Annotated in this window: 11 protein-coding genes; 5 read left to right on the plus strand and 6 right to left on the minus strand. The window is 70.3% G+C overall.

The annotated features are described in order from the left end of the window. Positions 1–69: 69 nt before the first annotated feature. From ACTG9Q_RS15090 to ACTG9Q_RS15105, 4 genes are read right to left on the minus strand one after another with little or no spacing between them, the layout of a single operon-like run. Positions 70–1590 carry a glycoside hydrolase family 43 protein gene (locus ACTG9Q_RS15090; protein ID WP_455573391.1) on the minus strand — a complete coding sequence of 507 codons (1521 nt, stop codon included), beginning with the start codon at positions 1588–1590 and terminating at the stop codon, positions 70–72. A gap of 35 nt (positions 1591–1625) precedes the next feature. Beyond that, positions 1626–2462 carry a carbohydrate ABC transporter permease gene (locus ACTG9Q_RS15095; protein WP_455573392.1) on the minus strand — a complete coding sequence of 279 codons (837 nt, stop codon included), beginning with the start codon at positions 2460–2462 and terminating at the stop codon, positions 1626–1628. Beyond that, complete coding sequence (locus ACTG9Q_RS15100) at positions 2459–3382, minus strand: carbohydrate ABC transporter permease (protein WP_455573393.1); 924 nt, start codon at positions 3380–3382, stop codon at positions 2459–2461. The genes ACTG9Q_RS15095 and ACTG9Q_RS15100 overlap by 4 nt, the downstream gene beginning before the upstream one ends. Before the next feature lie 24 nt (positions 3383–3406). Beyond that, positions 3407–4636, minus strand: a complete 1230-nt coding sequence (locus tag ACTG9Q_RS15105) for an ABC transporter substrate-binding protein (RefSeq protein ID WP_455573394.1) — start codon at positions 4634–4636, stop codon at positions 3407–3409. Positions 4637–5604: 968 nt separating this feature from the next. On the opposite strand from ACTG9Q_RS15105, the gene ACTG9Q_RS15110 reads away from it, so the two are divergent. Then, positions 5605–6924 carry a hypothetical protein gene (locus ACTG9Q_RS15110; protein WP_455573395.1) on the plus strand — a complete coding sequence of 440 codons (1320 nt, stop codon included), beginning with the start codon at positions 5605–5607 and terminating at the stop codon, positions 6922–6924. 274 nt (positions 6925–7198) lie between these two features. After that, positions 7199–7822 carry a VanZ family protein gene (locus tag ACTG9Q_RS15115; RefSeq protein ID WP_455573396.1) on the plus strand — a complete coding sequence of 208 codons (624 nt, stop codon included), beginning with the start codon at positions 7199–7201 and terminating at the stop codon, positions 7820–7822. 78 nt (positions 7823–7900) lie between these two features. Here ACTG9Q_RS15115 and ACTG9Q_RS15120 read toward each other — a convergent pair whose 3' ends face one another. After that, entirely contained in the window at positions 7901–8164 is a 264-nt protein-coding gene (locus ACTG9Q_RS15120; protein ID WP_455573397.1) for a hypothetical protein, read from the minus strand. A 126-nt stretch (positions 8165–8290) separates the two neighbouring features. Then, on the minus strand, positions 8291–8461 hold the full coding sequence (locus tag ACTG9Q_RS15125; RefSeq protein WP_455573398.1) for a hypothetical protein: 171 nt from the start codon (positions 8459–8461) through the stop codon (positions 8291–8293). Positions 8462–8492: 31 nt separating this feature from the next. On the opposite strand from ACTG9Q_RS15125, the gene ACTG9Q_RS15130 reads away from it, so the two are divergent. From ACTG9Q_RS15130 to ACTG9Q_RS15140, 3 genes are all read left to right on the plus strand, one after another. Next, complete coding sequence (locus ACTG9Q_RS15130) at positions 8493–9140, plus strand: hypothetical protein (protein ID WP_455573399.1); 648 nt, start codon at positions 8493–8495, stop codon at positions 9138–9140. 384 nt (positions 9141–9524) lie between these two features. Beyond that, positions 9525–11261, plus strand: a complete 1737-nt coding sequence (argS, locus tag ACTG9Q_RS15135) for an arginine--tRNA ligase (RefSeq protein WP_455573400.1) — start codon at positions 9525–9527, stop codon at positions 11259–11261. Between the two features lie 152 nt (positions 11262–11413). Beyond that, on the plus strand, positions 11414–11632 hold the full coding sequence (locus ACTG9Q_RS15140) for a hypothetical protein (protein WP_455573401.1): 219 nt from the start codon (positions 11414–11416) through the stop codon (positions 11630–11632). Positions 11633–11780: the final 148 nt, after the last annotated feature.

The raw sequence follows: 11780 nt of genomic DNA on the forward strand, positions 1-11780 counted from the left end.
TGGGGAAGGGGGAGACCTGATCCATCATGTCTCCCCCTTCCCCATGGCCACGCCCGGTTCTGTCGTGCCCTACGTGAGGGTTTCGCTCTCCGAGGTCCAGGGCTCGTGGCTGAACCAGTCGAACCACGCGGTGCCCTCGGTGACGTACATGCCGATGACGCGGCCGGTGAAGCCGGTGGCCACCTCGGTGGAGAGGTACCTGCCGTCGAGTTCGGCGATCGGCTCCTGGTAGCCGTCGACGTGGAAGGCGAGGTAGTCGGGCGCGCACTCGTGCAGGCCCGTCGGCTCCGAGGGGTCGGGGGCGCGCAGCCGGACCGGTGCGGTGGTGATGGACACGGTCAGCGGGCCCGCGGGGACGGGGCGGATGGCCACGCTCTGGCGCAGCGGGCCGATGCGGGCGATGACGCTGGCCCGTCCGTCCGCGATCTCCAGGTCGTAGTGGTGGGCCTCGTCCAGGCGCACCGACAGTCCGGCGCGGCCCGCGCCCGGGTCCACGCGGATGGCCGTCCGGGACTCGGGGTACCGCTGGCGGCGGCCGATGAAGGTGTGGCCGGGGTGGTCGAGCGTCGGGCCGGTGGCGTGCAGCGCCAGCCAGCCCGGCCGCTCCGTGAGCGACCAGGAGCCGTCCGGGCGCGAGCGCGGCGAGATCCACCGGGGGTCGAGCGCGGTCCCGTCGAACTCGTCCCGGTCCGGGGTCGCCGCCACCGGCCGCGGGCGGCCGGGCGCCCGTTCCCGGAGGGTGACCGGCCCGACCCGCGGCCAGCCGTCCACCCAGCGCACCGGGGCGAGGAAGGTCTCGCGGCCCAGCACGTGGAACATCGGGCTGTACCCCCGCGGGCGGGTGCCCAGCAGCACCATCCACCACTGCCCGTCCGGTGTGGTGACGAGGTCGGCGTGGCCGGTGCTCTGGACCGGGTGGTCGGTGCTGCGGTGGGTCAGGATCGGGTTGGTCGGCGCGGGCTCCCAGGGGCCGCGGGGTGAGCGGGCGCGCGCGACGGCGACGGTGTGGCCGCGCTCGGTGCCGCCCTCGGCGATCAGCAGGTACCACCACTCGCCGACGCGGTACAGGTGGGGCGCCTCGGGCCACTGCAGACCGGTCCCCGGCCAGGCGGGCAGCGGCCCCTCCAGCACCGTCCCGGAATCGGGGTCGACACGCGCGATCTGGACGCCGTGGACGGCGCTCCAGCAGGAGCCGTCCTCGTCCCACGCCAGGTCGGGGTCGATGCCGGGGAGGTCGATCCACACGGGGTCCGACCAGGGCCCTTCCGGCCGCTCGGCGGTGACGATGAAGTTGCCGCCACCGTCGACGTTGGTCGTGATCACGTAGAACCGGCCGTCGTGGTGGCGGATCGTGGGGGCGTAGATGCCGCCGGACGCGGGCGAGTCGGCGGGCAGCGGGAGCTGCGCGGGCCGGTCGAGGACGTTGCCTACCTGGCGCCAGTGCACCAGGTCCCCGCTGTGGAAGATCGGCACTCCGGGGAAGTACTCGAAGCTGCTGCACACCAGGTAGTAGTCCTCGCCGACCCGGCACACGCTGGGGTCGGGGTGGAGCCCGGGGATGACGGGGTTGTCGAAAGACCAGTCGGGCACGGTTCTGTCGCTCCAGGGGTTGTCTCGGGACGGCGTCAGCCCTTGAACGCGCCGTCGAGGATGCCCGCGACCATGCGCCGTCCGACGAGGACGAACAGGATGACCAGCGGGATGGTGGCCAGGAACGACCCGGACATGGCCAGGCCGAGGTCGACGTCGTAGCTGTTCTGCAGGGCCTTGATCGCGATTTGGGCGGTGTAGCGCTCCGGGGACTTGAGCACGATGAACGGCCACAGGAAGTCGTTCCACGCGGTCACGAACCCGAACAGCCCGAGCACGAACGCCGCCGGGCGAACGATCGGGAACGCGATGCGCCAGAAGACCTGCCAGGTGCCCGCGCCGTCCACCCGGGCGGCCCGCATCAGCTCGTCGTCGATGGTGGCGCTGATGTGCTGGCGCATCCAGAAGATGCCGAACGCGCTGGCCATGCCGGGCACGATCAGGGCCTGCATCGTGTCCACCCAGCCCAGCGACGACATGATCATGTACTGCGGGATCACCGACAGCTGGGTGGGCACGGTCATCGTGAGCAGGACGACCACGAACAGGACGTCGCGGCCGCGGAAGCTCAGTTTGGCGAAGGCGAAACCGGCCAGCGCGCACAGCACCGCCTGCCCCACACCGATCGCCGTGGCCACGAACGCGCTGTTGAGCAGCGATTGCAGGAAAGGCACGGTGTCGAGCACCAGTCCCGCGAGGTGGAGGAAGTTGTCGCCGGGGACGACCTCCGGTGGCATCCGGGTCGCGGTCGCGGTGTCCGTCGTGGCGACGACGAACATCCAGTACAGCGGGAACAGGCACGCGGCGGTGGCCAGCACGAGCAGCAGGTAGGTCCACCAGCGGACCCGGCCGGGGTGGCGGTGACGCGTCATCGGTCCGTCCTGATGCGCGCGGACAGCAGGTAGTTGACGAGGGCGATGGCCACGACCATGACGAAGAGCGCGACGCCGACCGCCGAGCCGTAGCCGAACTCGAACTGCCCGAAACCCTGCTCGTACAGGAACAGCGTCAGCGTCTGGCACTGCCGCACAGCACCGCAGGTCAACGGCGCTCCCGTGGCGATGAGCAGGGGCTCGGTGAAGATCTGCAGGCCGCCGATGGTCGAGGTGACCACGGTGAAGATGATCACCGGCCGCAGCGCGGGGACGGTGATGTGGCGGAATCGCTGCCACGGGCCCGCGCCGTCGATGGCCGCGGCCTCGAAGACCGAGCGCGGCACCGCCTGCAGCGACGCGAGGTAGAGCAGGGTCGTGTACCCGAACCACCGCCAGGTCACCATCGTGGCGATGAGGACGTGACTGCCCCACGTGGACTGCACGAAGTCGATCGGCTCCACGCCGAAGAGGCCGAGCAGCCAGTTGAGCAGGCCGTAGTCCCGGTCGAACAGCTGCGCGAACACGATCGCCGTGGCGGCCACCGAGGTGACGTAGGGGATCAGCATCGACATGCGGAAGAACAGCGCGAACCGCAGGCGGGCGTGGTTGAGCACGTGCGCCAGCCCCAGCGCGAGCAGCAGCTGCGGGATCGTCGACAGCGCCCAGATGCTCAGGGTGTTGCCCGCCGCGTTCCAGAACCGGGGGTCGGCGAACATGCGGGTGAAGTTGTCGGCCCCGATGAACTCGCGGTCGCCGATGGGGTTCCAGTCGAACAGCGCGACGTAGAAGGTGAAGGCGAACGGGATGAGCCCGAACACGGTGAACAGGACGAAGAACGGGGCGATGTAGGCGTAGGGCGCCAAGCGCTCGCCCAGCCGCCGGGTGCCCGACGTGCCCGACGGAGCGGCCGGGCGCACCGGGGCGAGGGTGCCCGCCACGGCTCAGCCGCCGATGGCGGTTTTGATGTTGCGCACCGCGTCGTCCCAGGCCGTGTCCGGGTCGCCGTCGGCCTGTTCGACGTTGGTGATGGCGTTGAGGAACTCCTGGCCGATGGTGGAGCTGTCCGGGCCGATGTGGAACGGCTCGAGCTTCAGCAGCGAGTCGGTGAAGATCTTGCCGGTCGGCGCGTCGGAGAAGAACGGGTCCTCCGCCGAGGCGAGCCGCTCGTCGGTGTAGACCGACGGCGTCGACGGCAGGGCGCCGGAACGGGCGAAGTGCTCCAGCTGGCCCTGGGGGGACTGCATCTCCTTGATGTAGTCCCAGGCCGCCTGCGGGTTCTGTGCCCGCTTGGGGATGGCCAGGTAGCTGCCGCCCCAGTTCCCGGAACCGCCGGGGATGCGCGCGATGTCCCACTTGCCCGTGGTGTCGGGGGCGTTGCTGCGGATCGCGTTGAGCATCCACGACGGCGCGGCGACGACGGCGAAGTCCCCCTGCGCCATGCCCGCGCTCCACGCGTTCTCGAACGATGTCTTCCCGGCCGTGATGCCCGACGTCGCCGCCTTGATGCCCAGGTCGAACGCCGACCTGACCTGGGGGTTGGTGTCGTAGACCGGGTCGCGGTTCTCGTCGTAGTACTTCTGGGTGCCCTGGTTGACCGCCTGGTAGAAGACGCTGGTCGCCGCGTTGTCGATGAACGCCTTGCCGGTGGCCCGCTTGTAGCGCTTGCCGGTCTCGATGAACTCCTCCCACGTCGGCCAGAGCGCGCTCACCTCGTCCCGGTCGGTGGGCAGACCCGCGTCGGCGAACAGGTCGGTGCGGTACGCGACGGCCATGCCGCCCACGTCGGTGGGGATGCCCAACACCTCGCCGTCCTTGGCGGCGCTCTGCCGGATCACCCAGTCGAGGTAGTCGCCGGTGATCGCGTCGGCGCCCAAGGTGCGCAGGTCGACGAAGTTCTGGGGCTGCTGCACGAACTTCGGCAGGTCGTCACCCTGGATCAGCACGAGGTCGGGAACCTTGCCGCCCGCCAGCGCGGTGGTCAGCGCCTGGGCCGTCTCCACGGTCGTGCCCACCTCGGTCAGCTTCACCGTCACGTCCGGATGCGCCTGCCGATAGGCGTCGACCGACGCCTTCTGGTTGATACCGCTGAAAGACCAGAACTCGAACGACTTGCCGTCCCCACCGCCTCCCTGCCCGCCCGTCCCAGGCGAGCAGGCGGCAGCGAAGACCATGGCAGCGCATAACAGCGACACGCGGCGTTTCACGGCGACCCTCCAGCAGGGAACACAGCCGCGTGGTGGCCCCGCCACCGCGGCCTGGCGATTCGCAGAAGTCGAAACTTTTGAACCAGCCACCGATTGTTAACGCCAACACGTTAGGCAGCACTAGTGATCGTCGTCAAGGGTCTGGCTATCGCAGGGTCGATGTGAGCGCTAACCAGATTATCGCAAGTTCACGCTGAACCGGTCGGCGCCCGACGCAGGGGATCGGCCCAGCCCGCCAGTGGCAGGGTCGTCGGTCGCCTTCGTCGGCCAGAATCGGATAAAGCTGTCGATTTTCGCACTTTATCCCCCTTTTTTTGGAGTTCGAACGATCACGGTGCATGGCATGAGGCGTCACCGGCGCGTGGCGCCTCGCGGACGACCGCGTCGGAATTGCGTTCGACGTTCGCCGAAAAGTCGGGCACATGCGGCCATTCGGGCGAATTCGACGCCGAGCAATCGGTCGAGGGTGTACGTTGAGGGTCGTTCCCCTGTACCCGGGGAGGCGCCACCTCTGTATCGACTACGAAGGTGAATGGCAAACCGAAGTCCTTTTGCGATGAACGACGCCAAACCGCCCGGATCATGCTGTCACCTGCACACGCATCCTTCCGGCTGCTGGCACGTCGCGCGGGTGGTTCCGATTTCAAATGTTGTGCCACGGCAGTCGACTGTCCGACCACCCGCAGTGGGTCTCAAAATGCGGGAGGGTCGGATTTTGTCGCATTGAGGGGAAAATTTTCGCATTAGGGTGGCTGGCATCGGTACCTCTTCCGTTTCGTCGAAAATGGGTGGAGTGTAGGTCGCAGAGGTAATTATCAGGATTCGGTGCACTCATTCCAGTAGCGCCGGAGAAGTGACGCCAGACCGCGGTCACCCGGATTGCCCCGCGGGTCCGCGGCATCGGCTCGGGCCCACCCCACGGGTGGAGACCAACCATGAAATCGACAGCGCGTGCCAGCACGGCAGGCCGACTCGGCCGGGCCATGATCGGCTTGGGCACGGTGGCCGGGTTCGCCCTGGTGGCCCCCGGCACGGCCCTGGCCAACCCCGTCGGGTGCACCCAGACCGGCGAGAACTTCGTCTGCACCGCCGGGATTCCCGCCGGTGACGTCTTGAACGGCACCGCGAACGCCAACACCATCACCATCACCGGGGGCGCCGTCAACGGCACCGTCAACGCCCTCGGCGGCAACGACACGATCATCATCACCGGCGTCGCGGGCGGTGCGGGCTCGACCGGCGCACCCGGTAGCAACGGCACCGTGGGCACCCCGGCAGGAAGTGCCGGTGGCAACGGCGGCGTCGGCACCAGCGGCGGCGCGGGCGTCGGCAGCACCGGCATCGTCGACGGTGGCGCGGGCACGGACAGCGTCACCATCACCGGCGGTGTGGGCGGCAACGGCGGCGGCGGCGGGACTGGCGGGCTCGGGCTCGGCAGCGGCGCCGGAGGCGCCGGTGGCAACGGCGGCGTGGCCGGGGTCGGCGGTGTCGGCAACGCGGGCACCATCTTCGGTGACGCGGGCAACGACACCGTCAGCTCCACCGGGGGCAAGGGCGGCAACGGCGGGCCCGGCGCGCTCGGCGGCAACGGCGGCGCCACCGCGGGCGGCGCGGGAGCAGGCGGTATCGGCGGCGCCGCGGGCGTCGGCGGAACCGGGAACTCGGGGACCATCAACGGCGGCACCGTCGCCGGTCCCGGCCTTGACACCATCACCACCACCGGTGGCGCGGGAGGCGTCGGCGCCGCGGGCGGTGTCGGCGGCTGCGGCAGCGGCGGCGGCGCCGGTGGCGTCGGCGGAGCGGGCGGAGCGGGCGGTATCGGCAACTCCGGGACCGTCAACGGCGGCGGCGGTGTGGACACCCTCAAGGCCAACGGCGGCGTCGGCGGCGCCGGCGGTGTCGGAGGCAAGGGCGGCAACGGCATCAGCGCCACCCAGCCTGGCGGTGCCGGTGGTGTCGGTGGCGCGGGCGGTTCCGGTGGTATCGGCAACTCCGGGGCGGTCAACGGTGAGAACGGCAACGACGTCATCACCGTCACCGGCGGCAAGGGCGGCAACGGCGGCGCTGGCGGCGCCGGTGGCACCGGGTGCAGTGCTCCCGGCGGCGCAGGCGGCCTCGGCGGCGCCGCGGGCGCGGGCGGCCTCGGCAACACCGGCACCGTCGAAGCAGGCGCCAGCGTGGTCAACGGACTCAGTGGCAACGCAGGCCCCAACGGCGTAGCCGGTGTCAACAACGGCGGCGTCTGCACCTGCTGACCGACAGCGCGAACGCATAACCAGCGGGCCCTGTGCCTGCGGCACCCCGCCGCAGGCACAGGGCCCGTCCTGCCGGGCACGCGCCGCGACCGTTGTCCGGCCAGGGCGAGGCATGTGGTCTTGCCCGGCCCCTCGGTCACCTGTGTATCGCGGACGTATCGAGAACCAGATATGCCGTCGCAACAACCCTCCGTCTCTAATTGGGGGCGTGAACCACAGCTCATCCCCGTCTCCACCGCACCGTCGCACGCGCAGGTTCGTGCTTGTCGGGCTGGTGATCCTTGGTCTGGCGTGCGCGGTGGTCGTCGTGCGGCGGCCGCTGCTGATGGCCGCTCCGGCGTGCATGGCAGGGCGGTGGCACGGGTGCTTGGGCACGGTGAACGGTGTGCTGCTCGTGATGCTGGTCGGTCTGCCGCTGGCCGCTCTGGTGGTGTGGGGGCTGGCGCGCAGGCGGCGTGCGGCGGGCACCTCGGCGTGGCGGATGTCGCTGGCCGAGGTGGGCATGGTCTACGGGACGGTGCCGTTGGTGTGGCTGACCCTGATGCCCGGTTCCGGGGCGGGCATCGTCCCTGGCCGGGTGAGTCTGGTCCCGCTGCAAGACCTGGTCACAATGGGACCGCTCGGGATCGTCGGCAACCTGCTGATTTTCGCGGCGCTGGGGTTCTTCGCCCCGATGCGGTTCGCGCCGCCGGCGTCCGTGCCGCGGCTCCTGGCGCTCGGGGCGGGCTGCTCGCTCCTGGTCGAAACCGCGCAGTACGTCTTCCAGCTGGACCGGGTGTCGTCCGTGGATGACGTCCTGGTCAACGCGGCAGGCACCGTGCTGGCCGGGCTGGCGTCACGCCGCTGGTGGCGCACCACGGCACCGGTGCCCCGCCCCGCGCCGGTATCGACCGGCTGAGTCGCGTCGCCGGGACGAGTCCGCCACCACGTCAAGCCGCCACAACCACCTCTGCGGGCGCCTCCAGCAACGGTGCGCTTATCGCGGTGTCGCGCGCTTCCTCGATGAGGACCGCCGGGACTGACGGACCACGATCGTGATTCCGGCGGCCAGCCCCAGCCCGGCGATGACGGCCGCGGCGAGGAAGTACCCGCCCGCGCTCGACGGCCGCCCGCCGTCCGCGGCGGCGAAGCCCTCCATGCCGCCGATGAAGGCTACGAAGACCGCCACCAGCCCGGCAGGCACCACGATCGCCAGGGCGGCCAGCACCGCGCCCGCCATGCTCGGCTTTCCAGTTCCCATGACCCGACGGTAGGTCGGCGCCCGCCCGGCCGACAGCGGAGAACTACTCATCCGAGTGCGACGACGCTCGGGGCGGTGAGGCTGCCGAGCGGGCCCTGATCCAGAGCCCGGACACCGTGTCTTCGCTCAACGGGAGGGTGGGCGGCGTTCGGCTTCGTCGACCCGCTCGCGGAGGCGGTCGCGGATCTGGTCGGGGGTGTAGGCCCGCCGCTGGCGTTCGGCGCGGACGACGGCGACCCCACTCGCGGCGACGCCGACCACGCCCGCCAATCCCAGGAACTTCCACACCTGTCGCATCCGCCCAGCTTAACCGCCCTAGGCTGAGGGGATGCTCGATCTCGACGAGGCCGTCGACCTCACCCGCACGGGGGACATCTGGCTCTTCCGCGGCCGCTCGCTGCCCGACCGGGCCATCCAGACGCTGACCAACGCGCCGGTCAACCACGTCGGCATGGCCGTCGTGCTGGAGGACATGCCGCCGCTGATGTGGCACGCCGAACTCGGGCGTTCCCTGCCCGACGTGTGGACGGGGCAGCACCAACGCGGCGTGCAGCTGCACGACCTGCGCGACGCCGTCGTCGTCTGGGCCACCCGCTACGGGCAGCGCGCCTGGCTGCGGCAGCTCACCACACCGGTGACCGCCGAGCAGGAGGACGCCGTGCTGAAGGTCATCGCCCGCTACGACGGCACCCCGTTCCCCTCGACCGCCCGTCTCGCCGGCCGCTGGGCGAAAGGCCGCGTCCCCCGCACCCGCTGGCAGGAGGCGGCCCCCACCTCGGTGGAGAGCGCGTACTGCGCCGAGGTGGTCGCGCTGACCTACGAGGCGATGGGTTTGCTGCCCTCGGGTGAACGCCCCCACTCCTACGACCCCGGCCGCTTCTGGAGCGGCGCCGACCTCCACTTGCTCGACGGCGCCGTGCTGGGCGGCGAGGTCCCTGTCACCGTCCCACCGAACGGGCCGCGCTCCGATCGATGACCAGGGTTGGCAGGATGAGGTCAACGCCCGCGAGCAGCCCGCGTGGCCTGGGAGCCTGGGTCACATGCGCCGCACCCTGATCACCGCGACGATGCTGGTCCTCCTCGCCGGGTGCGGGGACTCCGCGGACCTCTCCAGCACTCCTCCGGACACCACGACATCCCGGCCCACCGCTACCCGGGCTCCCACGAGCACCACTGCGCCCACTACCACGACCGTGCCTCGTACCACGGCGGTGGACAAGGACTGCGGGGACTGCCCGCGGGTCGCTGCCGGGCAGCGCGTGCCGCTGCCCCCCGGGGCAGGCGGCCCTCGCGTCGCCGCCGCCGCCGCGACTGGGACAATGCACTTCCATCTCGTGAGATCCCAGGGAGAGGCGGATAAATGCCGGTCGGAGACATCGCGCTGGTCATCGGGGAGCGGGTGGCGCAGGCGCTCGCCGCCACGCTCGGGGTGCGCGTCACCCCCGCCGAGGCGCTGGTCCGACCGTCCACCCGAGCGGGTGTCGACTACCAGTGCAACATCGCCATGAGCCTGGCCAAGAAGGTCGGCAAGCCCCCGCGCGAGGTCGCCACCGCGATCGTGTCCGCGCTGGGCTCGGCGGACCTCGTCGAGTCGACGGAGATCGCGGGCCCCGGGTTCATCAACATCGTGCTGCGCGGGGACTGGCTCGCCGGGCTGGTCACCGGGCTCTCCGGCGACGCCCGGCTGGGCGTGGTGCCCACGGCCCACCCCCGCCGCTACGCGCTGGACTACTCCAGCCCCAACGTGGCCAAGGAGATGCACGTCGGCCACATCCGCTCGACCATCATCGGCGACGCCGTGCTGCGCGTGCTGCGTTTCGCCGGGCACGAGGTCATCCCGCACAACCACCTCGGCGACTGGGGCACCCCGTTCGGCATGCTCATTGAGCACCTGATCGATGAGGGCTCCTCGGCCGAGCACGACATCAGCGACCTCAACGCCTTCTACCGCGAGGCCCGCAAGAAGTTCGACGCCGACGAGTCCTTCGCCGACCGGTCCCGGCGGCGCGTGGTGGCGCTGCAGGGCGGCGACGAGACCACCCTGGCGCTGTGGCGCCAGCTCGTCGACGAGTCGGCCAAGCACCTGCAGGGCGTTTACGACCTGCTCGGCATCCAGCTGTCCAAGGACGACATCTACGGCGAGAGCTTCTACAACCCGTATCTGGACGAGACGGTCACCGAACTTGAGGCGCTCGGCATCACCCGGGTCAGCGACGGCGCGGTGTGCGTGTTCCCGCCCGGCTTCACCAACCGCGACGGCGACCCGCTGCCGCTGATCCTGCGCAAGCGCGACGGCGGCTACGGCTACCACGCCACAGACATGGCGACCATCCGGTACTGGGTGCGGGAGCGGGGCGTCACCGACCTGCTCTACGTGGTGGGAACCCCGCAGTCCCAGCACTTCCAGATCCTCTTCGCCGCCGCGCGCATGGCGGGGTACCTCCCCGAGGGCGTCACCACCACCCACATCGGCTTCGGCGCGATCCTCGGCGAGGACGGCAAGACCATCCGCACCCGGTCGGGGGAGTCCATCAAGCTCCTCGACCTGCTCACCGAGTCGGTGCAGCAGGCCGCGGCGGTGGTCGGCGAGCGATCCGAACTGGACACCGCGACTCAGGCCGAGGTGGCCAAGGCCGTCGGCATCGGCGCGGTGAAGTACGCCGACCTGTGCGGTGACCGGGAGAAGGACTATGTCTTCACCTGGGAGCGGATGCTGGCCACCGACGGCAACACCTCGGTGTACCTGCAGTACGCCAACGCCCGTATCCAGTCCATGCTGCGCAAGGCGGGCGCGCACCCCGCCCCCGGCACGCCGATCGCGCTGGACGCCCCGGCCGAGCGCGCCCTCGCGCTGCGCATCGCCCAGTTCCCGGCCGCCATCGACGCCGCCGCCGAGGGCTTCGCCCCGCACAAGCTGTGCCACTACCTGTTCGAGACCGCCAGCGCCTTCACCGCGTTCTACGAGAGCTGCCCAATCCTGCGCTCGGACAACCCCGAGCACGTCCGCCAGTCCCGCCTGGCCCTGGCGGCCCTGTGCTCGAGCGTGCTCACCGCGGGCCTGGAGCTGCTGGGCATCCAAGCGCCTGAACGCATGTGAGCACCGGCCGGGGCACCACCAAGCCGCGCCTCCGTCAAGCCCCCACTGCCCACTTGCGACCGGGGTGTGATGGAGCGCGGCTCGGGCACAGCCTCGCCGCGTGACTACAAGAGGCTGGCTCCGAGTTCCCTGACGCCTTCTTCCAAGGACTCGTGCGCCTGGCGTTGCCAGAGGACGACCGGTCCCCGGCACATTTCCAGCACCACCTCGGCGACATGCCTTTCACCAGCGGTCTGGCCGCATTCCTCCTTGCCGTGCCGCCCGGTGAGCAAATCGACGCGCTGATGAAGCACTTCAAGCCGAAGGAGTATCCAAGGAAGTCGGTATCGCGGCACGGTGGGACTTTGACGTGCTTGCGCCTGACACTTTGACGTTCCTTTCGCCGGATTCGTCCAATGTTGTGATGCCCCGATCGTGATGGGTGGCTGGCGCGGGTTGTCCAGTGGCGCGACCATCGCTTAATGCGACTATTGGTGACCTTCCGTGATTTTCGCGCTGCCGACGGTCGGATTGGACTGT

The organism is Actinokineospora lacus, assembly GCF_053813445.1.